This window comes from Allobosea sp. GW822-FHT05A11, assembly GCF_058800455.1.
The window spans coordinates 96,173-110,358 of record NZ_JBXAMI010000001.1; the positions used below are offsets into that span (position 1 = coordinate 96,173).

Annotated in this window: 14 protein-coding genes; 2 read left to right on the plus strand and 12 right to left on the minus strand. The window is 66.7% G+C overall.

Translation table 11 applies throughout. The features are described from left to right. Positions 1–3: 3 nt before the first annotated feature. Positions 4–759, minus strand: coding sequence for a gluconate 2-dehydrogenase subunit 3 family protein (locus AC1RLU_RS00490; RefSeq protein WP_492793439.1), 756 nt, complete (start codon positions 757–759; stop codon positions 4–6). A 319-nt stretch (positions 760–1,078) separates the two neighbouring features. Between AC1RLU_RS00490 and AC1RLU_RS00495 the strand changes: the two genes are divergently transcribed. Then, a complete protein-coding gene (locus AC1RLU_RS00495; RefSeq protein ID WP_492793440.1) occupies positions 1,079–1,381 on the plus strand; it encodes a hypothetical protein in 303 nt (100 codons plus the stop codon). Between the two features lie 49 nt (positions 1,382–1,430). Here the strand turns inward: AC1RLU_RS00495 and AC1RLU_RS00500 are convergent, their stop codons facing one another. The 9 genes from AC1RLU_RS00500 to AC1RLU_RS00540 form a co-directional block, all read right to left on the minus strand. Then, positions 1,431–2,915: a mannitol dehydrogenase family protein gene (locus AC1RLU_RS00500; protein WP_492793441.1), complete on the minus strand. Its 1,485-nt coding sequence runs from the start codon at positions 2,913–2,915 to the stop codon at positions 1,431–1,433. 3 nt (positions 2,916–2,918) lie between these two features. Beyond that, entirely contained in the window at positions 2,919–3,659 is a 741-nt protein-coding gene (locus AC1RLU_RS00505; protein ID WP_492793442.1) for a glycerophosphodiester phosphodiesterase family protein, read from the minus strand. Between the two features lie 40 nt (positions 3,660–3,699). Beyond that, a complete protein-coding gene (gene ugpE / locus AC1RLU_RS00510; protein WP_492793443.1) occupies positions 3,700–4,590 on the minus strand; it encodes a sn-glycerol-3-phosphate ABC transporter permease UgpE in 891 nt (296 codons plus the stop codon). A 4-nt stretch (positions 4,591–4,594) separates the two neighbouring features. Further along, a complete protein-coding gene (locus AC1RLU_RS00515) occupies positions 4,595–5,599 on the minus strand; it encodes an ABC transporter permease subunit (RefSeq protein ID WP_061970461.1) in 1,005 nt (334 codons plus the stop codon). Then, entirely contained in the window at positions 5,583–6,896 is a 1,314-nt protein-coding gene (locus tag AC1RLU_RS00520; protein ID WP_492793444.1) for an extracellular solute-binding protein, read from the minus strand. The genes AC1RLU_RS00515 and AC1RLU_RS00520 overlap by 17 nt, the downstream gene beginning before the upstream one ends. Positions 6,897–7,055: 159 nt before the next feature. After that, the gene (locus AC1RLU_RS00525) at positions 7,056–8,003 is read right to left on the minus strand and encodes a sugar-binding transcriptional regulator (RefSeq protein WP_492793445.1); all 948 of its coding nucleotides are present in this window, start codon (positions 8,001–8,003) and stop codon (positions 7,056–7,058) included. Positions 8,004–8,011: 8 nt separating this feature from the next. Beyond that, the gene (locus AC1RLU_RS00530; protein WP_492793446.1) at positions 8,012–8,689 is read right to left on the minus strand and encodes an HAD family hydrolase; all 678 of its coding nucleotides are present in this window, start codon (positions 8,687–8,689) and stop codon (positions 8,012–8,014) included. Between the two features lie 73 nt (positions 8,690–8,762). Then, complete coding sequence (gene xylB, locus AC1RLU_RS00535) at positions 8,763–10,223, minus strand: xylulokinase (protein WP_492793447.1); 1,461 nt, start codon at positions 10,221–10,223, stop codon at positions 8,763–8,765. Positions 10,224–10,245: 22 nt separating this feature from the next. Beyond that, positions 10,246–11,286: a zinc-dependent alcohol dehydrogenase gene (locus AC1RLU_RS00540; RefSeq protein WP_492793448.1), complete on the minus strand. Its 1,041-nt coding sequence runs from the start codon at positions 11,284–11,286 to the stop codon at positions 10,246–10,248. Positions 11,287–11,480: 194 nt separating this feature from the next. Here AC1RLU_RS00540 and AC1RLU_RS00545 point away from each other — a divergent pair, with 194 nt between their 5' ends. Further along, positions 11,481–12,431 (plus strand): sugar-binding transcriptional regulator, encoded by a 951-nt coding sequence (locus AC1RLU_RS00545; protein ID WP_492793449.1) that lies wholly within the window; start codon positions 11,481–11,483, stop codon positions 12,429–12,431. Positions 12,432–12,441: 10 nt separating this feature from the next. Here the strand turns inward: AC1RLU_RS00545 and AC1RLU_RS00550 are convergent, their stop codons facing one another. Then, positions 12,442–13,233, minus strand: a complete 792-nt coding sequence (locus AC1RLU_RS00550; protein ID WP_492793450.1) for an inositol monophosphatase family protein — start codon at positions 13,231–13,233, stop codon at positions 12,442–12,444. After that, complete coding sequence (locus AC1RLU_RS00555) at positions 13,230–14,072, minus strand: phosphodiesterase (protein ID WP_492793451.1); 843 nt, start codon at positions 14,070–14,072, stop codon at positions 13,230–13,232. The genes AC1RLU_RS00550 and AC1RLU_RS00555 overlap by 4 nt, the downstream gene beginning before the upstream one ends. Positions 14,073–14,186 lie beyond the last annotated feature (114 nt).

Genomic DNA, 14,186 nt, shown 5'->3' on the forward strand with positions numbered 1-14,186 from the left:
GTCTCAGTTCCCGCTTGCCTTGTCGCCGGTCTTCCATTCCGGCCGTCCCGCGATCGACAGGGGTGGCAGGGGGAAGGGCTTGTTATGGGCCGTGATGTAGTCGCGGTAATCGTAGCGGGCGCCGGGGAAGCCGATGAACTTCCAGCCGGCCATGTCCTTGTTGCCGCCATAGATCGGGTCGGCGAAGAAGCCTTCCATCGTGTTCTGCAGCACGAGGTTGAAGAAGCCGGCGGCCGGTTTGTAGTCGACCTTGCCGGCTTCGAAATCCTTCAAGGCCTGATCCTGCTCGGCGGCGGCGAGGTCGAAGAAGCTCTTGCCGGAGAACTGCGCCTGCGCGTGCTTGTTCAGCGCCGCGAGGCCGGCCCGGTAGCGCGCGACCGGCGTCTCGGCCCCCTGATAGCCTTGCGTCGGCAAACCGGCGGCGAAGGGGCCTTGCATATAGAGCCGGTCCGATGAGCCGTAGCTGCCGGCGAGCTGGCGGTCGATGAAGCTGGCGCAGCCGGCATCCTTGCCGCCGATGCTGAGCTCATCGGCCGGGATCAGCCGGTCGACGATCGCCTCGACGGTGCGGGCTTCATCCGGCGTCAGCGCATACCAGCGCCCACCGGGCAAGGGCTCGGGTGGCAGGGCGGCGAAGGGCTTCCAGGGCAGGGTGCCGGAATGCTTGGCGGCGCGGGCGCCGGGAACCGATGCGATCAGGAAGAGCAGGCCGGTGGAGGAGAGGAAGCGGCGGCGACTGAAAGACGAGGTGCGCGGCATCGGGCAGCCTTTTCGATCGGCGTGAGCCAGGAGGTGCCGGCTCCGCTATCGGCAAGCTCTGCCTCGGATCGGGCGGGATCAATCGGAAACCCCGCGCAGCCGCCATGCTCTACGAACATGGAACAATTCCAATGTGGCTCTCCGCAGTCGATACGGAACCGGCAAGCCCTGAGGGGATGCGAGTGCTTGCCCCTCAGTCGAGAGACGTTCTGCATTGACTTCCGCGCGCTGTTCGCGCCAAATTTTCGCGAGCCGGCAACCCCGCCCGGGCGGTTGGCACTCTCAGTTTCCGCGCCGCGCGCGGACGATCGGCTTCAACGTGAAACCGACAGTCGAGGCGTACACGGTTGCGATGCCGTGGTACGAGCGGGAGGATTTCTCCCGGCTCTGGGAACTCGCTCACGACCGCGATCAGATGCCCTCGGATTATGAGACCTGGCATCAAAATGCGGTGGCGGTGATGAATGCCTGGCTCGCACGAGGGCGAGCGCTGGAAATCGTCACGATCAAGCCGGCTGAATTTCTTGCCTGGCTCCAGGAAAGCGGCCTACCGAACACTGCCGAAACGCGCCGGAAGTATGTGGAGCTTCGCGCGGGCATTCACTGCCACGACGTCGCGTAGGGCAGGCGAGCCGTTGGCCCGCCCTGGCCCGGCCCGTGCGGCCGCTCTCTCAGGAGCGGCGCGCGGCGAGGTAATGTTCGAGGCTCGCGCGGGTTCCTGACCGCCAGAGACGCTGCAGCGCCATCCTGAAGCTATCGCGGAAGCGCTGGTTCGTCCCGAGATCGCCGTAGACATCCTGCATTGCAAGCCAGGCTTCGGGCATTTGCCGGGCCTGCTGCGCCTGTGTCGTCAGCCGCGACCAGTTCGGGTCGTTCGGCGCGATTGCTTGCCCGCTTTCGGTTTCGCCATGGCAGTAGCGGCACCATAGCGCGCTGACGAGCGCGAGGCCGTCGATGGAGCGACCGCTCTGCAAGGCATCGCGCAACGTCGGCAGGATGAATTTCGGCTGGCGGTTGGAGCCATCGAGGCAAAGCCGGCGGATGGTGTCGCCGATCTTCGGATTGGCGAACCGACGCTCGATCGTGCGCTTGTAATCGGCGAGATCGGTATCCGGCACCGGGGGAACGACGGGGATGATCTCGTCGTCGAGAAGCGCCGAGAGAAAGCGGGCGATCTGTCCGTCCTGCATCGCCTCATGGACGAAATGGATGTCGAGCAGGCCGGCAGGATAGGCGATCGCCGCGTGTCCGCCGTTGAGGATGCGGATCTTCATCAGTTCGAAGGGCGCGACATCGGCGACGAACTGGACGCCGATCTCTTCGAGGCGCGGGCGGCCGGCCGGGAAATGATCCTCCAGCACCCATTGCCGGAAGTCCTCGCAGAAGACGGGCCTGGCGTCGTCGAGGCCGAAATCGTCGCGCAGCGCCTGGCGTTCGCGATCGGACGTTGCCGGCGTGATGCGGTCGACCATGCCGTTCGGAAAGGCGGCGCTCTCACGGATCCACCGCGCTTCAGTGGGATCGATGAGATCGACGAGCCCGGCGACGGCATCTGCCGTGACATGGCCGTTGCCCGGCAGGTTGTCGCAGGACATCACGGTGAAGGGCGGCAGGCCGGCGGCGCGGCGCCTCAGCAACCCGGCGGCGATCAGGCCGAAAGCGGTCTTCGGGTGCGCGAGGCGATCGGCTGCATCGGCGAGGATATCGGGATGGCCGGGATCGAAGGCCTGCGTCGCCGGATCAATGTAATAGCCGCCTTCGGTGACGGTCAGCGAGACGATCCGCGTGCGGGGATCGACGAGTCTTTCGAGAACCGCCGCGCTGTCGCCCGGCGCGACGAAATCGATCATCGCGCCCGTGACGCGCGCCTGCGAGCGTTCTGCCTCCTGCGTCACCACCGTGGTCAGGAAATCCTGCGCGGCGAGATCGCGTCCCATTTCGGCGTCGCTCTCACGCACGCCGGTGCCGACGATGGCCCAGTCGCGATCCAGCCCGCGCTCGAACAATTCGTCGAGATAGGCGGCCTGATGGGCGCGATGGAAGTTGCCGACGCCGATATGGACGATGCCTGGGCTCAGCTCGTCCCGCCGATAGCCGGGAACGCCGACTGACGGCCCGAGCTGTCCAAGCGTGGCGCGGGACAGGCGCACTGCCATGGCTCAGGCCTGCCTTGTCTTGCGCAGCATCAAGGCGAGGTCCGGGCGGTCGCTGGTGATCTGCGAGATCGGCTGGCCCAGCCAGAAATCGAGCTCGCGCACGGTATTGGGCACCCAGGCGCCGAGCTTGTCGCGCCCAACGATGCCGACGGCACGATCGACGCAGAGCCGTAGCAGCGATTGCTCGACGGCGATGATGCAGCCGAGATCGACGAAGCGCTGCAAGGTTCGGTCGACGCCGCCGAAGGCCTCGCAGGAGCGGCGGTCGACCGAGGCGAGCCGGCGCATATGCGGGGCCTTGGCCCGGATCTCCTCGATCACCTCCGGCACAAAGCAGGTCAGCACGACACGGGAGGCCATCTTGCGGGCTTCGACCAGCGCGATCACCTTGTCGAGCAGGCCGGGATAGGGATTGCCATAGGCGTCCATCTTCATCTCGATCTCGAGTTCGATCCCGGTCGGGCCGAAGATGTCGAGCACCTCCGGCAAGGTCGGGATCGTCTCGCCGAGCGTGTCGTCGAGCTTCACCTTGGCGAGCGCGGCGCGCGAGAGATGCGCGACCGGGCCCTTGTGGTCGGTGGTGCGGTCGAGCAGCGGATCGTGGATCACCATGATCTCGCCGTCGCTGGACAGGTGCACATCGAGCTCGACCGCGTCGACGCTTAAGCCGCAGGTGTTGCGGAAGCCGCTCAGGCTGTTCTCCGCCCAGATGTTGCGCGCGCCGCGATGACCGATGATCCGCATGTCGATGAGCCCTGTTGCCTGTTGGCGGGTTATTCGCCGGCTATTTGCCGCTGTCCACCAGCCCCTTCACGAACCAGCGCTGGAGGACGAGGATGACGAGGGTCGGCGGCAGCATCGTCAGGAAGGCCGCGTTCATCAGGAGATGCCAGGTCGGCAGCGAGTCGCTCTGCGGCATCAGTTTCTTCAGGCCGATCACGGCATTGGCCATGGCGGGCTCGGTGGTCAGCAGGAGCGGCCAGAGATACTGGTTCCAGCCCATCAGGAAGAGGATGATCGCCAGCGCCACGATGTTGGAGCGCGAGAGCGGCAGCAGGATCAGGCGGAAGAACTGCCAGGGCGTGGCGCCGTCGATGCGGGCGGCCTCGCAGAGCTCGTCGGGGATGGTGAGGAAGAACTGACGGAACAGGAAGGTCGCGGTCGCCGAGGCGATCAGCGGCAGGATCAGGCCCGAATAGGTGTTGACCAGGTTCCAGTCGAGACCGACCAGAGCCTCGATGCCGAGCCAGGAGCCGAGGATGTTGAGCGGCAGCGCGACATTCGCCGCCGACTCGTAGGTCGGCACGATGCGCACCTCGATCGGCAGCATCAGCGACATGAAGATCAGCCAGAAGGCCGTCATCCGGAAGGGGAAGCGGAAATAGGTGACGGCGAAGGCCGCGATCACCGAGACCGCCAGCTTCCCGATTGTGATGCCCGAGGCGATGATGAAGGAGTTGAGCAGGAGCCGGCCGAAATTGGCGCTGCTGAGAACGGTCTGCATATTCGTGAAGAACTGGTCGCCGGGCAGCCAGGACATCGGCACCTGCATGATCTCGGCCTGTGAGAGCGAGCCGGTGACGAAGACGAAATAGATCGGCAGGCAGACGAGCGCCGCGCCCACCAGCAGGATGAGGTGACAGACGGCGTCGATGACAGGGGTACGTTCGTTCATCGCTCTAGACGCTGTAGTTCACGCGGCGCTCCACGAAGCGGAACTGCGCGAAGGTCAGGAACAGCGCGAGCGCCATCAGCACCACGGATTGCGCGGCTGATGAGCCGAGGTCGAGCGTGACGAAGCCATCCTGATAGACCTTGTAGACGAGGATCGAGGTGGCGCCGGCGGGGCCGCCCCGCGTGGTCGCATCGATGATGGCGAAGGTCTCGAACAGCCCGTAGACGAAGTTGATCACGATCAGGAAGAACAGCGTCGGCGTGATCATCGGCAGCGAGATGCGCAGGAAGCGCTGGACCGGCCCGGCGCCGTCGAGATAGGCGGATTCGAGGATCGACTGCGGCACCGACATCAGCGCGGCGACGAGGAAGATGTAGTTGTAGCAGATGTGCTTCCACGAGGCCGCCATCACGACCAGCGCGAGCGCGTGCCAGGAATTGCGGTTCGGGTCCCAGTCCAGCCCCAGCCCCTGCAGCATCTGCGCGACAGGGCCGACGCGTGGATTGAACAGGAAGGCGAGCATAATGCCGGCGATCGCCGGCGCGATGGCATAGGGCAGCAGCAGCACGGTGCGGTAGGCACCGCGCCCGCGCAGGATGTGGTTCGAGGCGAAGGCGAGCAGCAGCGCGACCGACAGCGTCAGCACGTTCTGCGCGAGGGTGAAGATCAGCGTCACCTGCGCCGAGGACCAGTAGACGCCGCTGCGAAACAGCCGCTCGAAATTCTGGAAGCCGACCCATTGCGTGGTGGCGCCGAACGGGTCCGTGAGCTGGAAAGCCTGGATCAGCGCCCTGATCGAGGGGATGAAGAAGAACAGCAGCAGGATGAAGAGCTGCGGCGCGAGCAGCCAGAAGGGCAGGCGCCATTCCTTGAAATGGGCGCGCTTCAGTCCGCTTTCGGCCTGACCATCGCCGGCCCCCTTCAGGAGCAGGCGCCGGAACGGCCAGCGGAGACGAGAGCCTCCGCCAGCCGTTCCGGGAAGGGTAGCCGTATTATTTCTTGCCGGCATTGAGCTGCTCGTAGCGGCGCAGCACCTCGTTGCCGCGCGAGACCGCATCGTCGAGCGCCTGCTGCACCGGCTTCTTGCCGAGGAAGGCGGCCGAGACCTCCTCCATGATCCCGACATTGATCTGGTTGCTGTTGCCGATGCGGAAGCCGAGCGAATTGTCGCTGGGCGTGCCGCGCATCAACTGCACCACGGCGATCTCGCGGGTCGGGTTCTTCTGGTAGTAGCCCTGCGCCTTGGCCGCTTCATAGGCCGCGGTGGTGACCGGGACATAGCCCGTCGCCTGGTGCCACCAGACCTGCGTGTCGGTCTTGGCGAGGAAGTCGTAGAAGGCGGCGACCGCCTTGTACTTCTCCGGCGTGTGGCCCTTCAGGGTCCAGAGCGCGGCGCCGCCGATGACGCTGTTCCGGGGGGTGACGCCCTGTTCATAAGGCAATTCGGCGGCGCTCCAGTCGAATTTCGCGGCGGCGACGACGGCGGCATGCGAGGCGGTCGAGGCGATGATCGTCGAGCATTCGCCGGAGGTGAAGAGCTGGATCGGGATGATGCCCTGGCCGGCGAGCTGCATCACATTGGACGAGACCAGCCGTTTCATGCGCTCGACCTGGCCGACGAGCTTGCCCTTGTTGAAGACGAAGCTGGTGTCGAGACCGTCCATGCCGTTGCGCTTGGTCGCGTACGGGATGTCGTTCACCGCGCTGTAGTTTTCGAGGAAGCTCCACTCGTAGTCGCCCGGCAGCACCATCGCGCATTTCGAGACGCCCTTGGCCTTGATCGCGTCGAGCTGCGGCTCGAGCTCCTGCCAGGTCGCGCCGGGCTTGTCGAAGCCGGCGGCTTTGAAGTGGTCGCGGTTGTAGAACAGGATCGGCGTCGAGGAGTTGAACGGCATCGCCTGCAGCTTGCCGCCGATCGTGTAGTAGCTGACCACCGGAGCGATGAATTTGGAGGCGTCGACCGGGCGTCCCTGCTGTTCCATCAGCTCGGCGGTCGGGACGATGGCGCCGGAATTGACCATCGTCAGGAAGGAACGCTCGTTCGACTGCACGATCTCGGGCTGGCGCTTGGCGCGATAGGCCGCGATCGTGCCGTTCAGGACCTCGTCGTAATTGCCCTTGGCGATCGCCTTGACGACGTAATCCTTCTGCGAGTCGTTGAACTTCTTGACGAGATCGTCGACGCGCTCGCCGAGCGCGCCGCTCATCGCGTGCCAGAACTCGATTTCCGTCGCCGCCTGCGCGGAGCTGAGCCCCGCCAGCAGCAGAGCGCCCGCGCCCGCCAAGGCACCATAGAAAGGTCGCATGTCAAAGCCTCCCTCATCCGTCTTCTTCGAGCATATGCTCTTTGTTGAAGCATATGCTCGCACACTGGCTTGTTATGTCAACCGTTGGTGACGGGCGGATGACAGCCGTGCGCGATCGCTCGCGGGCGAGCGGATGGAGGTGCAGGTTGATGGGGGGAGTCAGTCTGCGAGAAGGGCGCGGGCAGTGTCCTCGTCCGTGACGAGGCCGTTGACGATCTTGCCCGCCAGTGCGGCGCGCAATGGTGCGACCTTGGCGGGACCCTGGCCGATGCAGATGCGCAGGCGGGCGCTGCCGGGCTCCGGCGGCACGCTGGTGACGCGCAGATTGGTGCCGCGCTCGAGGAAGCGGCCTTCGGCGTCGAAGACCCAGCCTGTGACCTCGCCGACCGCGCCGTGGCGGACCATGTCGAGCAATTCGCTGCGTGTCATGAAGCCGTCCCGGTACAGGACGGCGTCCTCGCCGATCTGGCTGATGCCCATCATCCAGAGATCGGCTTCGCCGGCGATGGCGCGGATGCGCCGGATCGACTCGATCTCGATGAGCTGGGCGCGCTCCTCGGGGCTCGAGACGTAGAGCGGCAGCGGCATCGGGAAATGTTGCGCCTTGGTGATTTCGGCGAGCTTCACCAGCGTGTCAAAAGGGCTGGCCGAGCCGTCGGGGGAGATAGTGCCGACCAGCGAAACCAGCCGGTGCAGCGGGCAGGACATCGGCGGCACGCGCTCGATGCTGGCGCGCATCGAGCGGCCGGTGCCGAGCGCCATGACCAGCGATTTGCGCGAGCGCAGCCAGCGCTCGATCAGCACGCCGCCGAGCGCGGCGATGCCGGCTGCGCCGGTTTCCGCCGAGCCGTCCGAAGGGGCGACATCGCAATGCAGCAGCTCGAAACGGTCGCGCAGCCGGGCGGCGAGGTCCATGCAGGTGCTGATCGGGTGGTTCATCCGGAAGCTGATCAGCCCCTCGCTGCGACAGAGCGAGACAAGGCGCTGCGCCGCCGGGCGCGAGATGTTCAGGATCTGCGCGATATCGTCCTGGGTGCGGCCGGCGATATAATAGAGCCAGCCGGCGCGGGCGGCGTCTTCGAGGCGGGTGCTGTCGTTGTCGGCCATCGGACCCGTCAGGTGGCGGCCGGCGCGAGCGCGAGCTCCCGCCAGGATTCGAAGAGGCGGTCGGCCCCGGCGGCGAGAAGTGCCTGCCGCTGGTCCAGTACGGCAAAATGGCTCCCGGCAGCGAGGCCATAGGCCGTCATGCCCGCGGCCTTCGCGGCCATGACGCCGCTGACGCTGTCCTCGACCACCAGGCAGCGCTCCGGCGCGACGCCGCGCTCACCCGCCGCCAACAGGAAGAGGTCGGGCGCCGGCTTGCCGCGCTTGACGCGCGTCGTGCTGAAGATCCGTCCTTCGAAGAGGTCCCAGAGGCCGGTCTGGCGCAGGCAGATCTCGATGCGCTCCTCGTCGCTGGACGAGGCCACGCAATAATCGCTGCCGAAGGTCGCGACGGCGTCCCGGACGCCCTCCACCGGTTGGAGATCGCTTTTGAACGAAGCGAAGAGCTGAGCCCGCCAGTCCCGCGTGAAATCTGTCGAAGCCGGGCGGCCGGTCATTCTCTCGTAATCCTCGACGACTGCGCTGGCCGGCCGCCCGAGATAGCGGCGCATGACCGTCTCCAGATCATAGCCGGGATCGAAAGGCGAGAGAATATCGACCAGCGTCCGGCAGCTGATGGTTTCGCTGTCGACGAGCACGCCGTCGCAATCGAGGATGACGAGGTCGAAAGGGGAGGGCGGCTGAGGCATCGGGCAACAATCGATTTGAACGGATGCTCACATGAAGAGCATTCGCCCGATTGTCTGTCAAACCCGTTTCCGATCAGCGCAACGTGCGACTGACCTCCGCAGCACGACGCCAGGCCGCGTAGCGCTCCGCATAGGCCGCTGCCCTGGCAGGATGCGGCATGAAGGTATCGGCTTCGCCTGCTGGCGGCGTGCAGACCGTCTCGGGCTGCTCGCCGGTGCAGGCCAGACGGGCGAGGCGCGCGGCCCCGAAGGCGGCGCCGGCCTCGGCCTGGCGACAGCGCTTGAGCGGCAGGGTCAACGCGTCGGCGAGGATCGACAGCCAGATATCCGAGCGCGCGCCGCCGCCGATCGCCAGGGCCTCCTCGATCGGCGAGGTCCCAGCCTCCAAGGCCTCCTTGCCATCCCTGAAGGCGAAGGCGACGCCTTCCAGCACCGCCTGGGTCATGGTCCGCCGATCGGCCTCGTGGCCAAGGCCGGCGAAGATGCCACGCATCTGCGGATCGTTATGAGGCGTGCGCTCCCCCGAAAGGTAGGGCGTGAAGAGCACCGGCGAGGCCTGCTCCGCCTGCGGGCCGAGTTCGTTCAGCAGTGCAGCCTCCGATTGCCCGCAGACCGAAGCCCACCAGCTCAGGCTGGCGGCGGCGGAGAGATGGACCGACATCTGGTGCCAGCGATCCGGCAAGGCGTGGCAGAAGGCATGGACGGCGCTGCCCGCGCGCGGCTCGAAGCCGGCGGTCGTGCGCCAGAACACCCCGGAGGTGCCCAGCGACAGGAAGCTTGATCCCGTTGCCACGGCGCCCAGCCCGATCGCCCCGGCGGCATTGTCGCCAGCGCCGCCAGCGAAGAGGGGCGGAGCGTCGAAACCGAGATCGCGGCTGAGGTCGGGGCGCATGCGGCCGGCCGGTTGCGAGCCCTCAACGAGCGCAGGCATGTGGCTGCGGTCGAGCCCGGTCGCGGCCAGCATCCGGTCGGACCAGTCGCGGCGGCCGGTGTCGAGCCAGAGCGTACCGGAGGCGTCGGACATCTCCTCGATCGCCTCGCCGGTCAATGTCAGCCGCAGATAGGCCTTCGGCAGCAGTACCTTGCGGGTACGGCGGAAGATGTCCGGCTCGTGCTTGCGTACCCAGAGCAGCTTGGGCGCGGTGAAGCCGGGCATGGCGATATTGCCGGTGATCGCGCGGGACTCGGGCTCGATCGCCTCGATCTCCGCGCACTCGGCTTCGGCACGGCCGTCATTCCAGAGGATGCAGGGGCGCAGCGGTTCATCGCGCTCGCTCTGCAGCACCGCGCCATGCATCTGCCCGGAGAGGCCGATGCCGGCGCAGCGACGGAAGGCATCGGGCGTGGCATCCCTCAGGCTGCGCAGGACGTCCAGCGTGGCGGCGATCCAGTCGGCGGGTGCCTGCTCCGACCAGAGCGGGAAGGGGCGGCTGACAACGAGGTCTCGCGCCGCCGTGGCGAGCACGCGCTGCCGGTCATCGACCAGAACGGCCTTGACCGAGGACGTCCCGAGATCGATGCCGATGAAGCTCACATCGGGGCCCTGTAGTGAGGGTTCAGCGACGATCTTCGGGCAAGCCGCCCGGATAGATCATGCTCTTGACCATACCAGCTTCATTGGCGGCGTGGCGCTGGAAGGCGGCCGGCCCCTCGGCAAGCGGGAAGCGGTGGCTGACCACGGCCTCGACATCGACCTTGCCCAGCGCCACCAACTCGATCGCGCGCGGATAGACATGGCCCATCCGGCGCGAGAACTTGATGTTCAGCCCGCGCCTGCGGGCTTCGGCGGCCGGGATCACGTAGCTGTCGCCATCGGGAATGCCGACCAGCACGACGCGGCCGCCGATGCGGGCGGCGCGGATCGCGTCGCGGAAGCCTTCTGGGGCGTTGGTCGCCTCGATCACCAGCGGCAGGCCTTCGCCCTTCGTCCATTCGGCGATGTCGGCAACGCTGGCGCCGGCCTTGCTCGCGCCAAGCTTGAGCGCCAGCTCGCGGCGATGCGGCTGCGGATCACAGGCGAGGATCTCGCCGACGCCGGCAGTCCGCAGCACCTGCAGGATCAGCAATCCGATCGGGCCGCAGCCGATCAGCGCCACGCGTTCGAGCAGGCGCGGCCTGGCGAGGTCCACCGCATGGATCGCGACGCCGAGCGGCTCGAGCATGACGGCATCGCTCGGCGAGAAAGTCTCGGGCACCGCGACGATCTGCGATGTCGGGACCCAGATCCGCTCCGTCATCGCCCCGTCATGCGGGGGGGCGCCGATGAAGACGACCTCGGGACAGAGGTTGGGATGGCCATTTCGGCAATGCTCGCAATGGCCACAGGCCTGGTTGGGATCGACGGCGACGAGGGCACCGCGCGTGAGGCCGAGCTCCGGCAGATCCTCGGTCAGCCAGCCGCTGAACTCGTGGCCGGGTACGAAGGGCGTGGCGATCACGGCCGAGCCGATGCCGCCATCCTTGTAGTAATGCAGGTCGCTGCCGCACAGGCCGACCGCGGCGACATCGAGCAGGGTCTCACCCGGAACCCCCTCGCGGAGATTGAACGGGGCGACGCGCGCATCGCCAGCGGCGTGGAGGAAGACGGCATGGGACATGGAGGTCGGCGCTCGTTTCGCTGAATGCCTTCGACAAATGTATTTTGTGATTTACATTGGTTTGCGTCAAGCGCGAAACCGCATGGGCTCTGCGCGTTGTGGGAGAGCCCGAAAGCGATGTAAGCCAGCTTGAGCCCTCGCCGAATGCCGCCGCGCTTGCCGCCGGCGCAAGCCCACCGCATCAGGATACCGCCATGCCGGAGGAACCGCAGACGCAAGTTCGAGCCGCCTGGCTCTATTACATGGAAGGTTTGACCCAGGCGGAGATCGCGGAACGGCTGAAGATGACGCGCCTGCGCGTCAACCGGCTCCTGGTCGAGGCGCGCAGCAGCGGGCTGGTCAACATCACCATCAATTCGCGGCTGGAAAGCTGCATCCGGCTCGAGCGCGCGCTGATGGCAGAATTCGGTCTGAAGGACGCGATCGTCGTGCCGAGCCCCGCCGATCCCGGCCAGATCGCGACCCAGATAGGCAAGGCGGCCGGCGAGTTCGTCTCGCGGGTCATCGAGGAGAAGCCCACCGGCGTTTTCGGCGTCGGTTGGGGCGGCACGTTGAGAGAGACCATCCGCCATATCCGCGCGGGGCAGTACCGCGATCTCGCAGTGACCTCGATGATGGGCGGGCTGACCTATGGCATCGAGATCAACACCTTCGAGATCGCGAGCCGTTTCGCCCGGCTCTGGCAGGCCGAGTGCCATTATCTGGCGGCGCCGATCTATGCCGGCACGCCGCAGTCGCGCGACACGATCCTGGCGCAGGACGTGTTCGAGGCGGCCTTCGCCCGGATCAGGGCGACCGATGTCGCGATCCTCAGCGCGGGCGATCTGAGCGAGCGTTCGCTACTGGTGCGCTATGGGCTGCCGGGCGATGTCGGCGCCGCGGAACTGGCGGAAGCCGGCGCGGTCGGCGATATGCTCGGCCAATTCATCGATCGCAGCGGTCAGGCGATCGATCATCCGCTCAATCGCCGCGCCATCGCCTTGCCTCTCGACGCCCTGCGCCGGATACCGACCGTGATCCTTGCCTCCGGCGGGACCAACAAGGCGGAGGTCATCGCGGCCACGCTGCGGGGCAAGCTCGCCTCGGTGCTGATCACGGACGAAGACGCGGCGGCGGCCGTGCTGGAGCACGCGGCGTCCGCCTGAGGGGCGCGCCTCAGGCGCTGCGGATCGCCTGCAGCAATTCGTCGTGAATCAGGCCGTTGGTGACGACCTTCTCCAGATCCTCGTCCCGCGAATCCCGGCCGTCGACGGTCGTCACCTTGCCACCCGCCGCCCGCACCAATGGCATCGCCGCGGCATGCGAGACGATGTCGGCCTTGAGGCCGATGAAGGCGTCGAGCCGCCCGGCTGCCACCAGCGACATCTCCAGCCCGCCGGAGACGATGACGCGCACGCCCCGGCACAGGCCGGCAAGGCGGCGGATGACATCGCTCGTCCGGTTCGCGTCCTCGGTGCTGTAATGCGAGGTCAGGCAGATGGAGACGACGGCGTCGCTCAGGCGACGGGTGGCCGAAACACGCGCCGGCTGGTCGTTGACCTCGGCGATGCCGCCCTCGACGAAGCGTGCGGAAAGCCCGGCGAGCGGCGCATGGGTCAGGCCGAGCACGGTGCGGCCCTGCTCCTGATAGGCCATGGTGACGGAGAACCAGGGCAGGCCGGATGCATAGTTCACCGTGCCGTCGAGCGGGTCGATGATCCAGCGCGGCGCCTGCTCCGAGCCGGAAAATCCGGCCTCCTCCGAGAGGATCGCGGCCTCCGGCGTCAGGGCGCGCAGGCCGTCGATGACGAGGCGCTCGGAGGCGAGATCGGCCGCCGTGACCACGTCGTTCAATTCCTTGCGGGTGACGCCGAGCTCGGCGCCCTGCATCTGCACGAGCACCTCGCTGGCCCGACGGGCAAGGGCGCCGGCCTGGTCGAGCAGGGCGAAAAGGCGTGGTTCGGTCATCTGGCAGGCACCGTTTGCGGCTTTCCGGGATAGGCGGGATCGAGCACGAAATCCCGGCGCGGTCCATAGTCGCCGATCGGCTGGAGATGGCTGATCAGACCGAGGCCGGGCTTCCAGACATGGAGCGCCAGCGCTGGGGGTTCCATCACGAATTTGTTCTCGGTGCCGGGCCTCAGGTCGAGCGCGACCTGATGCGCGGTGCCCGGCACGACATAGCCGATCGTACCCGCGAAGCGGAGCTGGATCGGCCGGTGGTAATGGCCGCAGAGCACGCGCTCGATCTCGGGATGATCAGCAATCAGGCCGGCGAAGCCCGGCGAGACCTTGCAGGGCATGATGTCCATGCCGTCGACGCCGACCGGGAAGGGCGGATGGTGCATGAAGATCACCGTCGGCTTGCCCTGTCCTTCCGCGAGGCGCTCGGCCAGCCAGGCCTCGCGAGCGGCGCAGATCTCGCCGCCATCCTCGCCCGCGACGACGGTGTCGAGCCCGATCAGCCGGACGGGGAAATCGTCGATCACATAATGCAGGAAGCCGGTTTGCGGCAGGTAAGGGTGATCGGAGCGCAGCTCACTCGCAAAGGCCTCGCGGCGGTCGTGATTGCCGGGGATGACATAGACCGGTATCGGCAGGCGCTGCAGCGCCCCGCGGACAATGCCGTATTCCTCCGGCAGGCCGCAATCGGAGAGGTCTCCGGTGACCAGCACGCAATCGGGCTGCGGCTCCAGCTTCAGGATCTCGTCGACGGCGCGTTCGATCGCCGGGTTGGTCTCGACGATGCCATAGGCCGGGTTGCCATGGGGGCGGGCATGGAAGTCGCTGAGCTGGGCGATGATCATCGGGGAGACCTGCGGGCGAGGGAGGCAATCCGGAAACTCAGCCCTCGTCCTGAGGAGCAAGCGCAGCTTGCGTCTCGAAGGATGCTCCAGATGGTTCCGGAGCTTCCTGGACCA

Excerpts from the sequence above, each read along its gene's own strand:
- AC1RLU_RS00490 (WP_492793439.1), bottom strand. The coding sequence starts at position 759 with ATGCCGCGCACCTCGTCTTTCAGTCGCCGCCGCTTCCTCTCCTCCACC.
- AC1RLU_RS00500 (WP_492793441.1), bottom strand. The coding sequence starts at position 2,915 with ATGGCAGTGCGCCTGTCCCGCGCCACGCTTGGACAGCTCGGGCCGTCA.
- AC1RLU_RS00505 (WP_492793442.1), bottom strand. The coding sequence starts at position 3,659 with ATGCGGATCATCGGTCATCGCGGCGCGCGCAACATCTGGGCGGAGAAC.
- ugpE (WP_492793443.1), bottom strand. The coding sequence starts at position 4,590 with ATGAACGAACGTACCCCTGTCATCGACGCCGTCTGTCACCTCATCCTG.
- AC1RLU_RS00515 (WP_061970461.1), bottom strand. The coding sequence starts at position 5,599 with ATGCCGGCAAGAAATAATACGGCTACCCTTCCCGGAACGGCTGGCGGA.
- AC1RLU_RS00520 (WP_492793444.1), bottom strand. The coding sequence starts at position 6,896 with ATGCGACCTTTCTATGGTGCCTTGGCGGGCGCGGGCGCTCTGCTGCTG.
- AC1RLU_RS00525 (WP_492793445.1), bottom strand. The coding sequence starts at position 8,003 with ATGGCCGACAACGACAGCACCCGCCTCGAAGACGCCGCCCGCGCCGGC.
- AC1RLU_RS00530 (WP_492793446.1), bottom strand. The coding sequence starts at position 8,689 with ATGCCTCAGCCGCCCTCCCCTTTCGACCTCGTCATCCTCGATTGCGAC.
- AC1RLU_RS00540 (WP_492793448.1), bottom strand. The coding sequence starts at position 11,286 with ATGTCCCATGCCGTCTTCCTCCACGCCGCTGGCGATGCGCGCGTCGCC.
- AC1RLU_RS00545 (WP_492793449.1), top strand. The coding sequence starts at position 11,481 with ATGCCGGAGGAACCGCAGACGCAAGTTCGAGCCGCCTGGCTCTATTAC.
- AC1RLU_RS00550 (WP_492793450.1), bottom strand. The coding sequence starts at position 13,233 with ATGACCGAACCACGCCTTTTCGCCCTGCTCGACCAGGCCGGCGCCCTT.
- AC1RLU_RS00555 (WP_492793451.1), bottom strand. The coding sequence starts at position 14,072 with ATGATCATCGCCCAGCTCAGCGACTTCCATGCCCGCCCCCATGGCAAC.